12 protein-coding genes and 5 tRNA genes are annotated in these 14,634 nt (G+C 55.7%); 14 read left to right on the top strand and 3 right to left on the bottom strand.

Annotation, left to right across the window (positions count from 1 at the left end; all coding sequences use genetic code 11):
- The first annotated feature begins 94 nt into the window (after positions 1-94).
- From pyrF to ACFSKT_RS09115, 13 genes are all read left to right on the top strand, one after another.
- Positions 95-826: an orotidine-5'-phosphate decarboxylase gene (gene pyrF, locus ACFSKT_RS09175; RefSeq protein ID WP_377722444.1), complete on the top strand. Its 732-nt coding sequence runs from the start codon at positions 95-97 to the stop codon at positions 824-826.
- A complete protein-coding gene (gene pyrE / locus ACFSKT_RS09170) occupies positions 826-1,473 on the top strand; it encodes an orotate phosphoribosyltransferase (protein WP_377722443.1) in 648 nt (215 codons plus the stop codon). The genes pyrF and pyrE overlap by 1 nt, the downstream gene beginning before the upstream one ends.
- Positions 1,474-1,687: 214 nt before the next feature.
- The gene (locus tag ACFSKT_RS09165; protein ID WP_377722442.1) at positions 1,688-3,427 is read left to right on the top strand and encodes a methyl-accepting chemotaxis protein; all 1,740 of its coding nucleotides are present in this window, start codon (positions 1,688-1,690) and stop codon (positions 3,425-3,427) included.
- Between the two features lie 252 nt (positions 3,428-3,679).
- Complete coding sequence (locus tag ACFSKT_RS09160; RefSeq protein WP_377722441.1) at positions 3,680-4,486, top strand: ABC transporter ATP-binding protein; 807 nt, start codon at positions 3,680-3,682, stop codon at positions 4,484-4,486.
- Entirely contained in the window at positions 4,452-5,537 is a 1,086-nt protein-coding gene (locus ACFSKT_RS09155) for an efflux RND transporter periplasmic adaptor subunit (protein ID WP_377722440.1), read from the top strand. Before ACFSKT_RS09160 ends, ACFSKT_RS09155 begins: the two co-directional genes overlap by 35 nt.
- A gap of 3 nt (positions 5,538-5,540) precedes the next feature.
- Positions 5,541-8,462 carry an FtsX-like permease family protein gene (locus ACFSKT_RS09150; protein ID WP_377722439.1) on the top strand — a complete coding sequence of 974 codons (2,922 nt, stop codon included), beginning with the start codon at positions 5,541-5,543 and terminating at the stop codon, positions 8,460-8,462.
- Positions 8,463-8,468: 6 nt separating this feature from the next.
- Positions 8,469-9,353 (top strand): ABC transporter ATP-binding protein, encoded by an 885-nt coding sequence (locus ACFSKT_RS09145; protein ID WP_377722438.1) that lies wholly within the window; start codon positions 8,469-8,471, stop codon positions 9,351-9,353.
- 5 nt (positions 9,354-9,358) lie between these two features.
- On the top strand, positions 9,359-10,855 hold the full coding sequence (locus tag ACFSKT_RS09140) for an ABC transporter substrate-binding protein (RefSeq protein ID WP_377722437.1): 1,497 nt from the start codon (positions 9,359-9,361) through the stop codon (positions 10,853-10,855).
- Positions 10,856-11,150: 295 nt separating this feature from the next.
- Positions 11,151-11,318, top strand: a complete 168-nt coding sequence (locus ACFSKT_RS09135) for a hypothetical protein (RefSeq protein ID WP_187434105.1) — start codon at positions 11,151-11,153, stop codon at positions 11,316-11,318.
- Between the two features lie 81 nt (positions 11,319-11,399).
- Positions 11,400-11,476 (top strand) — tRNA-Met (locus ACFSKT_RS09130).
- A gap of 22 nt (positions 11,477-11,498) precedes the next feature.
- Positions 11,499-11,575: transfer RNA gene (locus tag ACFSKT_RS09125), tRNA-Ile, on the top strand.
- Between the two features lie 20 nt (positions 11,576-11,595).
- Positions 11,596-11,681, top strand: a tRNA-Leu gene (locus ACFSKT_RS09120).
- A gap of 336 nt (positions 11,682-12,017) precedes the next feature.
- Positions 12,018-12,728 carry a uracil-DNA glycosylase gene (locus ACFSKT_RS09115; RefSeq protein WP_377722436.1) on the top strand — a complete coding sequence of 237 codons (711 nt, stop codon included), beginning with the start codon at positions 12,018-12,020 and terminating at the stop codon, positions 12,726-12,728.
- A 114-nt stretch (positions 12,729-12,842) separates the two neighbouring features.
- Here ACFSKT_RS09115 and ACFSKT_RS09110 read toward each other — a convergent pair whose 3' ends face one another.
- A complete protein-coding gene (locus ACFSKT_RS09110; RefSeq protein WP_377722435.1) occupies positions 12,843-13,805 on the bottom strand; it encodes an S-layer homology domain-containing protein in 963 nt (320 codons plus the stop codon).
- Between the two features lie 221 nt (positions 13,806-14,026).
- On the opposite strand from ACFSKT_RS09110, the gene ACFSKT_RS09105 reads away from it, so the two are divergent.
- Entirely contained in the window at positions 14,027-14,329 is a 303-nt protein-coding gene (locus ACFSKT_RS09105; RefSeq protein ID WP_377722434.1) for a hypothetical protein, read from the top strand.
- A gap of 43 nt (positions 14,330-14,372) precedes the next feature.
- On the opposite strand, the gene ACFSKT_RS09100 is transcribed toward ACFSKT_RS09105, so the two are convergent.
- Positions 14,373-14,445: transfer RNA gene (locus ACFSKT_RS09100), tRNA-Val, on the bottom strand.
- A gap of 5 nt (positions 14,446-14,450) precedes the next feature.
- Positions 14,451-14,526: transfer RNA gene (locus tag ACFSKT_RS09095), tRNA-Val, on the bottom strand.
- Positions 14,527-14,634 lie beyond the last annotated feature (108 nt).

Below are 14,634 nucleotides of genomic sequence, written 5' to 3'. Positions count from 1 at the left end.
GATCAACGGGCCGTCCTGGCCGCGGGCATCTGCCAACCGGCAATGCCCGCTACGGGACGCCTTTTTTATGGACATTTGGATGAGGAGGGATACGATGAGCGGCCTTACACGAAATGATGCGGCAGGTAAAATCATGGTCGCGTTGGATTATCCGGACGCTTCGGCAGCCGAACGATTGCTGGATTCCCTCGGCGGCATTCCTTGTTATATGAAGGTGGGCATGCAGTTATTTTACGCTGCGGGACCTGCTTTCGTAGCGAGCTTGAAAGAGCGCGGCTATCAAGTATTCCTAGACGTGAAGATGCACGATATTCCGAATACCGTCAAAGGCGGAGCGAACAGCATTGCGCGTCTTGGCGTCGATATGTTCAACGTTCATGCAGCCGGGGGACGACACATGATGGAAGCGGCGTTGGAAGGCGTCGACAACGCACTGGGCGGAGGAACGGCACGGCCATTGGTTATCGCGGTGACGCAGCTGACGAGCACGAATCAAGCCGTATTGAACGATGAAATCGGCATCGCAGGCAGTGTGGAAGACGCGGTGATCCGGTACGCGAAGCTGGCGCTTGCGGCCGGACTGGACGGTGTAGTGTCGTCCCCGCAAGAGGTAACGGCGATCAAAAACGCATGCGGCGCCGCGTTCAAGACGGTGACGCCCGGCATTCGCCCGGCAGGGGCCGATGTGAACGATCAATCGCGCATTCTTACGCCGAGGCAAGCCCTTGACCAAGGAACGGACTTCATGGTCATCGGACGTCCGATTACGGCAGCGCCGGACCCGCGCGCAGCCATGGAATCGATTATTGAGGAGCTGATTCGCTAATGACAACGATCAAACTGGAACAATTGCCGCAGCATATTGCGCTTAACCTGCTGGAAATCGGAGCAGTTGCGCTCCGTCCGAACGACCCGTTCACCTGGTCTTCGGGCATGAAGTCTCCTATCTACTGCGACAACCGCTTGACGATGTCGTATCCGGAAGTCCGCGACGCGATCGCCGAAGGCTTCGCCACCGTCATTCGCGAGCAATTCCCGGATTGCGAAGCCGTAGCGGGCATCGCGACGGGCGGCATTCCGCACGCCGCTTGGGTGGCGCACAAGCTGAACCTGCCGATGCTCTATGTGCGCGATAAGGCGAAAGGGCATGGGAAAACGAACCAAATCGAAGGTCACTTCAAGACCGGCCAGAAAGTCGTGTTGATCGAGGATCTGGTGTCGACGGGCGGCAGCTCGCTTAAAGCGGCCGTGGCCGTACGCGAAGCCGGCTGTGAAGTGCTCGGTACCGTCGCGATTTTCACCTATGAATTCCCGCAGGCGGCAGCGGCGTTCGCGGAGCAGCAAATTCCGCTCTTCACGCTCTCGAACTACTCGGCGTTGATCGATTCGGCGCTGGCCGCAGGCAAAATCGTAGAGGCGGACGTGTCGCTGCTGCGCAAGTGGCGCGAGAATCCGCAGGCATTCGGCCTGTAATCCCAATCCGAGAATGATGCATTTTAGGCAAAGAACCTATACCTACTCCTTTTCCCGTTTTGCGGAAAAGGAGTTTTTTAGTGGAATGATTTTCAGAATTATCGACAAAATTCATCGTTTTTCGACTATTGCTATTATCAATCCTAGCCGTTATTCCGATGTAGTTAGTAAATGATGTTTTTCAAGTCTAACGCTAACGAGAGGATGAACCGCAATGCCGAAAAAACGTATTTCTCTCTCCTTGAGGGCCAAGCTGCTGCTCTTGATCGCGCTCCCGATATCCATGTACGCCGGAAGCAACGTCTATATTTTGAACACGTATGACACGGATATGACCGACGCCAACCGGTTATTCGAGCAGACGAACGAAATCACCGCGAACGTGTTGAATGCCGATCGGGATCTCTATCAGGCGATCTCGTCCTACCAGCTCTTGAAATCCGGCGGACTGAACCAGGAGCGGGCTGCCCTCGCGCAAGAAGACATGCTGAACAACGTGAAGCAGGCGTCCGAACGGCTCAAGAAGGCGGAAGAGGCCGCGAAGGCCGCGGGTATGATGGACCTGAAGAACAGCGCCGGCGATACGTCGGTCAAAGAGGTTATCGCTTCCTTCGCAGACGGATTCAAGGCATGGGTGGACGATCTGGGGACTTCACTCGCGGTTCAGGACAGCACCGCACCGAGCGAGGACTTCCTGAACCGATTCAACGAGCTGCGGGGCAGCTTGGATACGATCGGCGAGATATTGGACGAGTATGCGGCCACGCAGGTTGATTTATCTAGTCAGCATCGGGAAGATTTCAAACTTCAAATGTATGTCGGGATCGCGGTCTGCATCATCGTGATCGGCCTGGTCAGCTACTTCATTATCCGTAACCTGTACCGCGTGGTGGATTATATGATGAGTCTAACACGTTCGGTAGCCGAAGGCGATTTGAGACCGCGTCCGGCCTTGAAGCGGGGGAATGACGAATTAGGCAAAATCGCCGAATCGATTGAGAAGATGGCAGGCAACTTGCGCGACTTGATCGGCACGATCTCGGAGAATGCCAAGCATGTTAGTGCCTCTTCGATCCAAATGCAATTGGTATCGAAGCAATCGACGGAAGCGGCCTCCAGCGTTGCTGTGGACATCCAGAGCGTAACTGACGGCATGGAATCGCAAACGAGAGGAGCCGAGGAATCCGCGCGGGCGATCGTAGAGATGGCCGTCGGCATCGCGCGCGTCGCCGAGAATACGTCGTCGATTTCGGAATATTCGGCTTCGACCTCGCAGAAGGCGGAACAAGGGCAGCATCAAATCGATCAGCTCGTCAGCCAGATGCAAGGCGTTAAGAACGTCATTCAGAGCCTCTCGGGCATCGTAGACAGCTTGAACGAGCGTTCCCGGGAGATCGGCCAGATCGCCGCACAGATTACGTCCTTCTCGAACCAAACGAACATCTTGTCGCTGAACGCCTCGATCGAGGCGGCGCGGGCAGGCGAGCACGGCCGTGGCTTTACGGTCGTGGCCGGCGAGATCCGCAATTTGGCGGCAGCCTCGCTGCAATCGGCTTCCACGATTAACGAGTTGGTTGCGGCGACGCAGGGAGAAGTGACGAACGCGACCGGCGTCATGACCAAGACGCTGGCGGAAGTCGAGCAGGGCAGTAAGCTGCTCGCGAATGTGACGGAGAGCTTCACGCAAATTCGCGGCTCGATTCAGAACATCGCTTCGCAGATTCACGACAACTCGGCGATCACCGAGCAAATGTCGGCCAGTTCCGAGCAAGTGAGCGCCACGATGGAGCAAACGGCGGAAACGGCGCAGCAAAATCTTGACAGCACGCGTAACGTGGCTGCGGCGACCGAGGAGCAACTGGCGCTCATGGACGACATTACGTCGGCCGCGGACCAGCTTCAGCAAATCGTTTCACAGCTGACAGAATCCGTCGCTTCTTTTAAAGTGAATTAATTCACATTTGCCCTGGTAGAAACGAATGGCAAGAGCCGTTCTGATCTGCCCGGGCTTTTTTACGTCCGTCAAAAACCAGTCCTGGTCGATCGTTGTCGAATCGAGGCGGTTAAGGCAACAAAAGTTTGCTTTAGCAAATATTTATGTTTTCTTTTCTCTTCTAGCGTAACTTTTTTGGTAATTGGACCGTCTAAGAGATAGTTTTCATTTTATGAAAAAATTTTAATGCGAAGGGAGTCCTGGGATACAGCCATGGCATGGTTCAAGAAAAGCAAGGCGCAAATGGCGGTTGCCCAGAACGCGAGCACATCTGAAACGGAACCCGCCGCGGCTGTGGAGACGGCGGCGACGGCGATGCTGCCTCAGATGGAGGAATCGTCCGTCGAGACCGGGCCGATTCTGACCGTGGAAGCGGTCGAGCGTACCTTCCAAGTAGGCGGATCGCCGCTGCATGTATTGAAGGGAATCGACATGGAGCTTCAACCCAGACAGCTGGTGATGCTGCGCGGACGCTCCGGGTCGGGCAAGACGACGCTGCTGAACATGATCGGCGGGCTGGACCAGCCGTCGAAGGGGCATATATTTTTTCGCGGATTGCCGTTCCATGACATGAGCGACGACGAGCGAACGGTCGTCAGGCGCAAGCAGATGGGGTTTATTTTCCAGGCTTTCGCGCTCATGCCGCTGCTCTCCGCTTACGAGAACGTCGAGCTGTCCCTGCGCATGGCCGGCGTGCCGGGGAACCAGTGGAAGGAGCGGGTGACGGAATGCTTGGAGCTGGTCGGCTTGGCCAAGCGGATGCACCACCGTCCCTTCGAGCTGTCCGGGGGCGAGCAGCAGCGGGTGGCGATCGCCAAAGCCATCGCGCATAAGCCGAAGCTGCTGCTGGCTGACGAACCGACGGCCGAACTCGATTCGCAAATGGCCGCGCAGGTGATGAACGTATTTCGGACGATCATCCAGACGGAGCAGGTTACGATTTGTATGACTACGCACGATCCCACGATTTTGGAGGTTGCCGATCATGTTTACGAAATGGTTGACGGAAAATTCATTTAAGCGAACGGCTGCCGTGCTGCTCGGCGCGTCCATGCTGCTGGCCAGCGGCTGTTCGCTGCTGCCGAAGGAGGCGGAGGAGGAAGTGCTGCCCGAGATAAACCCGCCGGCGATCGCGAAGAAACCGGAGTACGAGGTAACGACGACGACGCTCGAGACGAAGGTGCTGGGCAGCGGCAAGCTGATTTCGCTGAAAGAGGAGACGCTCTATTTTACGCTCGACGGCAAGCGGCTGAAGGAGCTGAACATCAAGGCCGGCCAGAAGGTAACCGCAGGGCAGGTGATCGGATCGCTCGACGTCGATGATTTGAAGAAAACGCTGCGAACCGAGCAGCTGAATTTCAAGAAAGCCGAAGTCGAGATGAAGAAGACGCTGCGCGAGCGCGATACGATGGATCCGATCGCGTACGAGATGGCCGTCATTAACTTCGAGGAGAATCGCCAGAAGCTCGCCGACATGCAGGAAGAGATCGACAAGGCGACCTTGGTCGCCCCGTTCGCCGGGACGGTCGTGCAGCTCAACGTCATGAAGGGCGATCAGATCAAAGCCTACGATCCGATCTGCATCATTGCCGATGGCAGCGACCTCGTGGCGGCCGTGAACATGACGCAAGACGAGCTGAAAGGCGTCACCGTCGGCATGCCGGCTTCCGTCGAAATCAATAACGGTGGCACGGTCGAGGGCAAAGTGAAGCAGCTGCCGATTGTTACGGAAGAGAACGGCAACGGGAACGGCAACGGCAATGGAGGCATCGGCGGCAATAACGGCCAGAACATTGAACGTCCGGAGAAATATTTGCTCGTCTCCCTGAATAAAATCCCGGCCGGCGTCACGAGAGGCAGCCTGCTGTCGCTCAATATCATTACAAAGCGTAAAGAGAACGCGATCGTCATTCCGCCATCTGCGCTGCGTACGATTGGCTCGCGCACCTACGTGCAAGTCGTGGAGGCGGAGGGCAAACGGGAAGTCGACGTGGAGGTTGGCCAGCAAACCGCGACGGAAATCGAAATCGTGAAAGGCTTGACGCCAGGGCAGAAAGTGGTAGGTCGATAGCTGATGGGGATGCCGTTAATCCGATTTTTGTTTCGCAAAATGTGGAATACCCGTTGGCTGACGCTTAGTTCCCTCGTCGGCCTTATCATCGCGGTAGCGTTCGCGACGAGCATCCCGATGTATGCCGACGGCGCGCTCAAGCGCGTCGTCGGCGAATCGCTGAAGCAGGAGAGCGGCGGCTTGCCCGCAGGGTCGCTGCTGATGCGTTACCAGTCGGTAGGCGGCGCCAAGACGGATCCGGCCAGTCTCGCCGAGGTAACGCGCTACATCAAGGAGGATGTACCAAAGGAAATCGGGTTCCCGCAGCACATGTTCGTGCAGAACATGCTGATTCGCAGCACCGAGATTACGCCAGAGGATCCCGCGAAGGTCGATGCGAGCCGGGTCAGACAGATGTCGATCATGACGATGTCGGAGCTGGAGAAGAACGCGGAGCTGGCGCAGGGGCGCTGGTTCGCGGACTCCGTAGGCGAAGGCGACTTGATCGAGGCGGTCATGATGGAAGAGGCCATGTATCGCAGCGATATCCATATCGGGGACGTCTTCAATTATCCGATCTACGGCGGGCTCAACCTGAACCTGAGAGTCAAGATCGTCGGCGCTTACAAGCCCCTCGACGATACGAGCGCCTATTGGTATCAGGGACTGGAAGGCATTATGAATACGCTCATCATCGGCGAGAACGCATTTACGAAAGGGCTGGTGACGGAGCGCAAAGTTCCGGTGCATACCGCCAATTGGTATTATGCGTTCGATCTGAAAGACATTCAGACGAGTCAGCTATCCCCGCTCGGCCGCACGCTTGACAGGCTGAACGTAGAGCTATATCAGAAGCTGAAGGATACGAAGGTCGAGATTTCGTTCGCGAAGCTGCTGGGCCAGTTCCGGACGCAAAGCTTGCAGCTGCAGGCGCTGCTTTTCACCCTTGCCGCGCCGATGATCGCGATGGTGTTCTACTTTATCGCCATGAACGCCAGACAATCGCTGGATAAACAGCGCAGCGATATTGCGGTGCTGCGAAGCCGGGGAGCAGGCACGGGGCAGATCATCCGGATTTATTTCCTGGAGGGGCTGCTGCTAGGCATAATCGCGCTCGTCATCGGTCCGGCGCTAGGCTGGTTCATGGCCAAGAGCATCGGTTCGGCGAACGGATTCCTCGCGTTCGTCGACCGCAAATCGATTCCGATCGGTTTCGGCATCGAAGCGATCGTGGCGGGGATCGGCGCGGTCGTGCTTGCAATGCTGGCGACGATCGTGCCCGCCATCATTTACGCGCGCTCGTCGATCGTCGGCTATAAGCAGGCGCTGGCAAGGTCGGACCGCAAGCCGGGCTGGCAGCGCTGGTTCATCGACGTGCTGCTGCTGGGGGTTGCCGCATATGGCTGGTACCTCTTCAACGAACGCCAAATGATCACGTTCAAAAGCGGCATGACGACAGATCAGCTGAACGTGCAGCCGTTCCTGTTCTTCGTGCCGGCGATCGCGATTTTCGCGCTTGGATTATTCTTTCTGCGGATCTTCCCGTGGATGCTGAAGTTGTTCAATTGGCTTGGACGCAGGCTTCTGCCGGTTCCGCTTTATTTGACGCTTACGCAGCTGTCGCGTTCGTCCAAGGGCTATTATCCGCTCATGATTCTGTTGATTCTAACGCTCGGGCTTGGGGTCTATAACGCCTCTGCCGCCCGCACGATCGATCTCAACTCCACGGAGCGCACGTTATACAAGTTCGGCACGGACGTCGTCGTACAGACCGTCTGGGAGGGGACGACCGAGCTCGTGAATAACGGGGGGAATCCAGGCGGAGGAGGCAGCGGCGGCCAAGGCGGTAATGGAGGCCAAGGGGGCAACGGCGGCGGGCAAGGCGGTAACGGAGGCAATGGCGGAGGTCAAGGCGGTCAAGGTGGCGGCAGCATAGTGCCGACCCGCACGATTTACTCCGAACCGCCGTTTGAGATTTTCCGCGAGCTGGACGGCGTCGAGGCGGCTGCCCGCGTCCTGCAGACCAAAGGCAACGTGGTCGTGTCCGGACGATCCGTTGGTCAAGGCACGCTGGTCGGCATCGATAACGTCGACTTCTCCAAAGTAGCTTGGTTCCGCAATGATTTATACGAACGGCATCCGTTCCATTACTTGAATTACTTGGGGCTATATGAACATGCGGCCATCGTGCCCTCCAACGTCGCGGAGAAATATCAGCTGAAGCTGGGCGACAGCGTATCGGTCGGCTTGACCGACGGCATGGTCGAATTCGTCATCGTCGGCATCGTGCCGTACTGGCCGAGCCAATACCCGGAGCAGTCGCCGTTCGTCATCGCGAACCTGGATTACATTTACGATCAGGTGCCGATCATCCAGTACGACGTCTGGCTGAAGATGAAGCCGGACGCGAAGACCGCGCCGATCATTACCGCGCTGCAAGGCAAAGGGATCGAGCTTGCATCGGTGCAGGACGTGCGCCAGGAGCTCGTGACGCAATCGAAGCTGCCGACGCGCGGCGGCGTATTCGGCATTTTGAGCTTAGGCTTCCTGGTCTCGATTCTGATCTCGCTTGTCGGCTACATTCTGTACTGGTTCTTTAATTTATCGGGGCGGATCGTGCAGTTCGGCGTCCTGCGGGCGATGGGCTTGTCGCGGAAGCAGTTAACCGGCATGCTGCTGCTCGAACAAATTTTCACCGCGGGCTTATCGATTATCCTCGGTATCGTCATCGGCAAAATTACGAGCTTGCTGTTCCTGCCATTCCTGCAGACGGCGGAGAACGTCACCAATTCGGTGCCGCCATTCCGAGTCGTGTTCGATTCGCAGGATACGAATCAACTGTATATCGTCGTCGCCTGCATGATGCTCATGGGCGCGTCGCTGCTGCTCGTTCATATTCGCCGTCTTCGCGTGCATCAGGCCGTGAAGATGGGAGAGGAGCGTTAAGACGAAGTGATTGAATGCGAAGGACTCGTTAAAATTTACAAATCCGACGATCTGGAAGTCGTTGCGCTCCAAGGCTTGAACTTGAACGTGCAGGACGGCGAGATGATGGCGATCATCGGCAACAGCGGCAGCGGCAAATCCACACTGCTGAACATTCTGGGAGGCCTGGACCGGCCGTCCGCTGGTTCGGTTAAGGTCGGACCTTGGGATTTGCTCAAAATTACGGACGATCAGCTTGTCGAGTACAAGCGCGACACGGTCGGCTTCATTTGGCAGAATAATGCGCGCAACCTGCTGCCATATCTGACCGCGATCGAGAACGTCGAGATGCCGATGATGCTCTCCGGCAAACTGGACCGGGCTTATGCCCGCCAGCTGCTGGAGTGGGTCGGCCTCAAGGAACGGATGCACAACAAGCTGCATCAGCTCTCCGGGGGTGAGCAGCAGCGCGTCGCGATGGCGATCTCGTTGTCGAACCGGCCGAAGCTCGTGCTGGCGGATGAGCCGACCGGCTCGGTGGACTCGCGGACTTCGGACATGATTATGGACATCTTCCGCAGGCTGAACCGCGAACTCGGAATTACCATCGTCATCGTCACGCATGATTTGTCGCTGGCAGGCAAGGTGGACCGCGTCGTGGCGATCCGCGACGGTCTCACGAGCACCGAGTTTATCAAACGCAATCCGAATCTGGATGAGGCGGAGGCGCTCGGTAACGGCGGACACGGCGGCATCGGCGAGGTGCACGAGGAATACGTCGTCGTCGACCGCGTCGGGAGACTGCAAATCCCGAAGCATTATTTGACGGCGCTGAACATTACGGATAAAGCATCGATGGAATTCGACGGCGAGCGGATTATTATCACGACGCCGAAATCATTGGAGGGATAAAGCATATGAACACGACATGGGGAGCAAGAATGCGCAAGACGGCAGTGCTGGGCTTGTCGCTGACGCTGATGGGGTCGGCGCTAGCGGCGTGCAGCAAAGGGTCGGACACGAGCGCGGAGAAACGGGTGCTGCGGATCGGGTTCCTGTATTCCAGCCAGGACAGCGAACAGTATCTTCGCCAGCAGTATACGGACAGCTACGAGCTGATGCATCCCGAGCTCGATATTCAAATCGTGAGCGCATTGAACTACGACGACCAGCGCTTCCAGGAGCAGCCGGACCCTAGCAAGCCGGTGGCGCAGCCGGACCCATACGAAAAGCTGAAGGAAATGCTGAACGGGACGAATCCGGTTGACGTCGTCGTTCTCGATTCTTCGGGCACGAACTATCTGAAGCGTCTTGTCCAAGACAACATGCTGAAGCAGCTCGATACGATCATCCAGGAGAAGGAATTCGATATCGACGATTACGTCCCGACCGTCATCAATGGCATCAAGGAAGCGGGCGACAACGGCATCTATGCGCTGACCCCGACATTCAACTCGGCGGCGTTGTACTACAACAAGAAGATTTTCGCCGACGCGGGCGTCGAAGTGCCGAAGGACGGCATGATGTGGGACGATGTGTTCGCGGATGCGAAACGGCTGGCCAAAGGCGAAGGCGCGAAACGGGTATTCGGCTTGCAAATGAACCGTTGGGGCGGCGACGCGTTCAACGACATGCAGCAGTATTACCTCCCTGCGCTGCAGCTCAAAATGTTCGACGACAAAGGCGAGAAAATGACCGTCACCGGTCCGCAATGGGAGAAAATTTTCAACACATTCGCGCCGCTCTACAAGGACAAAATCATTCCGACGGGCCAAGACATGTACGATAACGGAGCGACCGACGGCAAGCAAGTATGGAATCCGTACCAAGGCGATCTCTTCATTAACGGGCGTGCTGCGATGACCGTCGCCGGCTACGACTATATTACGGAGCTGACGAGAGCAAAGGAACAAAACGCGAAGAACAGCAAAGTGCCTTCCGTCGATTGGGGCGTCGTTACGATTCCGCAGCATACCGAGAATCCAGGCTATGGCAGTGCGATCAATCTGAGCGCGCTTATGGGCATCAACACGAAAGCGGCGAATGCGGACGACGCGTGGGAATTCATCTCGTTCAATAACAGCAAGGAATGGGCGAAGCTGAAGTCCCGCAGCACGTATGAACTCATCGCGCGCAAGTCGATGATCAAGCCGCGTGATGGTCATGATTACAACGTGGAGGCCTTCTACACGCTGAAGCCGGTACCGCCGACGAGCCTGGATCTGGAGAAGCTGTATCGCGAGAAGCCGGGCATCTATGAGGCGCAATACTTGGGCAACCAATCGCTCCAGCAGGTAATCGAAGGCAAAATGTCCGTACAGCAAGCGCTGAAGGATTGGGAGACCAAAGGCAATGAGGCGCTTAAGCGGACGAACGACGGAACCGGCGAGGGGATCGCGCGGCCGCTCGGCTAAGCCCAAACGGATCATCGCTGATCAATACAGCCCTATCGAGAGACCGCGCGCAAGCGCGGTCTTCTCGTTTTCTTTAAACGGAGGGTACTCGCGTTAATATGCCCGTTAGCCCGTTAGCCGCGCTGTTAGGACCGTCGCAGTCCATTCGCGGGTACTTCACGGTGGAAGGCCGTATTCCAACCCTTAGGGGCACTATGGAGGGAGATATCGGGATCGATTGAATTGAGGGCATAAGTGCTTGTTTTTCCGCATCTTGGGGTAATCTAAGCTCAAGAAGAAGAGGAGGGATAAGCGTATGATGCGCTGGGTGTACTGGGTCCGGTTGTACGAAACGAAATTCCAAGCGGGATGCCTCGTGCGGCGGATGGAGAACGATTGGTGGGTGTACGGGTACGACTGCCCGAAAGAAGTCGAGGTGTTCCAGTCCCGCAAAGGGAGATACGGCGTCCGTTTCGTGCCGTGAAAAAATGGTTGACTTTCATGCTTCGTCTGTTGTATATTTAATCTTGTCGCCATTGATGACGTTCTAGTTTGTTGGTACTATCGCGGGGTGGAGCAGCTCGGTAGCTCGTCGGGCTCATAACCCGAAGGCCGCAGGTTCAAATCCTGCCCCCGCAACCAACCTTTCGATATTATATCGCGAGGGCCCTTAGCTCAGTTGGTTAGAGCGGTCGGCTCATAACCGATTGGTCGGGGGTTCGAGTCCCTCAGGGCCCACCATCTAGAGAACGTTTACCTTTGCCGGGGTGGCGGAATTGGCAGACGCACAGGACTTAAAATCCTGCGGTGGGTGACCACCGTACGGGTTCGACCCCCGTCCTCGGCATCACGAAGTAGAAACCTTGAGAAATCAAGGTTTCTATTTTTTTGTGCTTTAATGAAGGGCGGTAAGTGCGCAAGGGTAATGCTAGCTTCCCGAGGAACAGTACAATTGAAATGTACGTTCCAGACCGTCGAGCGCCTCCAGCTTCAGAAGAAGAAGGAGCAGGTCGGGGAACTTTGGGATTCGTTATAACGCGCTGCCGGAGTCCGTTTCGCGATTGACATTTTTGGACAAGTCCGGTATCGTTACATACGCAATACTCATCATTCATACTGCTCCTTCGCCGATCTGAACGCCTTCAGAGGCGAGGGAGTTTTTTGTTGAAAGGAAGATGCCGGCATGAGTGCGATTTTCAAAAACGACTGGGCTCCCGTGTTGAATGGGGAGCTCGACAAGCCGTACTATCAAAAGCTGAGGGAGTTTCTGGCGGAGCAATATCGAACGGAGGCGGTTTATCCGAACATGCACGATATCTTCAACGCGCTGCATTATACCTCCTACTCGAACGCGCGCGTCGTCATCATCGGCCAAGATCCGTATCATGGGCCAGGGCAGGCGCACGGGTTTAGCTTCTCCGTCAAGCCTGGCGTTCGGACGCCGCCGTCGCTCCAGAACATCTATAAGGAACTTCACGCCGATTTAGGCTGTGCGATCCCCGATCATGGACATCTGCTGCCTTGGGCGAAACAGGGCGTGCTGCTCCTCAATAATGTCCTTACGGTTGTGGCCGGTAAGCCGGCATCGCATCAAGGAATCGGATGGGAAGCTTTCACCGATGCGGTAATCGCCGCATTGGATCAACGGGAGAAGCCGCTCGTGTTCATGTTATGGGGTAAGCACGCGCAGGAGAAGGCGGCTTCGATCGATAAAACGAGGCACTGCGTGATTGCTTCGGCGCATCCGAGCCCGTTCGCCGCGCACCGCGGATTTTTTGGCAGCCGTCCGTTCTCGCGGGCGAATGCATTCCTGCGTCAGACCGGACAGGAGGAGATCGATTGGTGCCTACCCACGCTCGCGGAGCTGGAAGCAGCTGCAGGCGAAGAAGGGTAGAAGGAGAATCATCGTCAGCGAATAGCTCCTCTACATAATAATAACCCCCGATCTGTGCATGGCAGCAGATATCGGGGGTTATTCGCGTTGGCTGGCAATTACGCGTGAGTCTGATTATTGGGTGGTGAGGTCGCTGCTCGCGGCTGACGAAGAAGCAGAACTTGAACCGCCCGCGACTTCAGGTTTGTAAGCAGCGTCGACGTACGTTGTAACGTGAACGTCAGAGATGACCTGTGGATACATTTTACCTTTCTCCGGCAGGACCGGTTCGACCCGAATGATCGCCCGCTTGCCTTCGAACGTGATCGAGGCGATGCGCATGCCATATCCGGGATGAGGTACTTGAGCCGTAAGCGTCACTTCGTTAACGCGTTCATTCACGGCTTTGGTCGATAGCGCGAGATCATGCAGCGGAGATGGAGGCGTTTCCTCTTCCTTAGGCCCATGCTCGCCGTGTTTCTTCAAATATGCGATAGCATCGTGCGTCCAAGCGGCCGCATCGCTGCGCGTAACCGGCTGATTCGGATAAAAGTTTTGTTTGGCGTCGAGCTTGACGATGCCCGCAATGAGCAAATTTTGAATGCTGCCCTTGTAGCCTGCCGTAATCTGTTCTTCATCGCCAATGAGCTTGTAAATTTCAATGAAAGCCAAATCTTGCTTGGCGATCATCGCACGGAACAGATAGTGTGCGAATTGCTCGCGAGTCATCGTGGCAGACGGATTAACGTCGCGGGGAATGCCGAGGTCGTTGATGCCGGCCAAGACGAAGGCGTTCGCATACCAGGCATTATTAGCAACCGAATCAAAGTAATCGGAGGCTTGCGGCGCCTTCACGAATACTTTATCGCCGTAGTCTAGTTTCAGGCCTTTGGCGATCAGCGTTAGCCCTGCGGCAAAGGTAAGACTCTCTTTCGGGAGGAACTTCCCGTCTTTATTTCCCGATACGATGCCCTGCTGCTGGAGCTGCGCGATTTTAGCCGAATTGGGATCCTGTTTCGTATCCGAGAACGCGAAGGCGCTGGTTGCGGATGCGAATGCAAGCAGCGCGAGGCTGACGGTCATTAGTGTTTTTTTCATACGTACACCTCTTCATCTATATGGTTTTCCATTCGAATGTAACTTTTAGACGCGAGCGAGGCGGGGAATGTTGCAAAAATTAACTAGTCATTTGGTGTCTAACAGCTGTAAAGAGGACATCTATAATTCGTACCAGAATAGTTACGGTGTCCTGATAGAGGTAGATAAATATTCCGATTCGGTTTATAATACGAAAAAATGATGGGGGAGAGGTAACGTCAATGCCAGGAAATACCCATTGGACGCTGGAGGAGAACGCAATCATCGTCGGCATTATTCCGGAATATCGATACTTGCTCCATGATTTGGCCGCCAAGCGGGATCCTGCGCGGACGCTTGCCCGGAAGCTGCTGGATTTCGATACGTCGAATATGCTGTGGAGAAGAAGGGAAGCGACGGGGCGTGTCAAAGACGAGGAGGATACGATCGCGCAGCATATCGTGCATATGGAGCAAATCGTCGCGGGCGTTTTGGTTGCGGAACGCGAGAACGAGAAACCGTGGTTTGGTTTATTGCCGCGGTAATAAAAAAACAAAACCCTTGATGATCAAGGGTTTTGTTATCATATGATCTGTAGTGGGCTCGAACCACTGACCCCCACCCTGTCAAGATGGTGCTCTCCCAGCTGAGCTAACAGATCAAATATGGTGATCTGTAGTGGGCTCGAACCACTGACCCCCACCCTGTCAAGATGGTGCTCTCCCAGCTGAGCTAACAGATCATTTCGTATCTTCAATTGTGCGTGTTCCGCAGTGACAAGTAATAATATATCAAGTTCGAAAGTCGAAGTCAACACTTTTTTAACGAAAAAATAAAAAACTCCGGACCG

This window comes from Paenibacillus xanthanilyticus (genome assembly GCF_042682185.1).
GTDB lineage: Bacteria > Bacillota > Bacilli > Paenibacillales > Paenibacillaceae > Paenibacillus_Z > Paenibacillus_Z xanthanilyticus.
Note: the sequence above shows the minus strand (reverse complement) of the source record. Positions and strands in the feature narration are given on the sequence as shown.

What these genes read in the sequence shown, in the direction of transcription:
- pyrF (WP_377722444.1), top strand. Translation starts at nt 95, where the DNA reads ATGAGCGGCCTTACACGAAATGATGCGGCAGGTAAAATCATGGTCGCG.
- pyrE (WP_377722443.1), top strand. Translation starts at nt 826, where the DNA reads ATGACAACGATCAAACTGGAACAATTGCCGCAGCATATTGCGCTTAAC.
- ACFSKT_RS09165 (WP_377722442.1), top strand. Translation starts at nt 1,688, where the DNA reads ATGCCGAAAAAACGTATTTCTCTCTCCTTGAGGGCCAAGCTGCTGCTC.
- ACFSKT_RS09160 (WP_377722441.1), top strand. Translation starts at nt 3,680, where the DNA reads ATGGCATGGTTCAAGAAAAGCAAGGCGCAAATGGCGGTTGCCCAGAAC.
- ACFSKT_RS09155 (WP_377722440.1), top strand. Translation starts at nt 4,452, where the DNA reads ATGTTTACGAAATGGTTGACGGAAAATTCATTTAAGCGAACGGCTGCC.
- ACFSKT_RS09150 (WP_377722439.1), top strand. Translation starts at nt 5,541, where the DNA reads ATGGGGATGCCGTTAATCCGATTTTTGTTTCGCAAAATGTGGAATACC.
- ACFSKT_RS09140 (WP_377722437.1), top strand. Translation starts at nt 9,359, where the DNA reads ATGAACACGACATGGGGAGCAAGAATGCGCAAGACGGCAGTGCTGGGC.
- ACFSKT_RS09135 (WP_187434105.1), top strand. Translation starts at nt 11,151, where the DNA reads ATGATGCGCTGGGTGTACTGGGTCCGGTTGTACGAAACGAAATTCCAA.
- ACFSKT_RS09115 (WP_377722436.1), top strand. Translation starts at nt 12,018, where the DNA reads ATGAGTGCGATTTTCAAAAACGACTGGGCTCCCGTGTTGAATGGGGAG.
- ACFSKT_RS09110 (WP_377722435.1), bottom strand. Translation starts at nt 13,805, where the DNA reads ATGAAAAAAACACTAATGACCGTCAGCCTCGCGCTGCTTGCATTCGCA.
- ACFSKT_RS09105 (WP_377722434.1), top strand. Translation starts at nt 14,027, where the DNA reads ATGCCAGGAAATACCCATTGGACGCTGGAGGAGAACGCAATCATCGTC.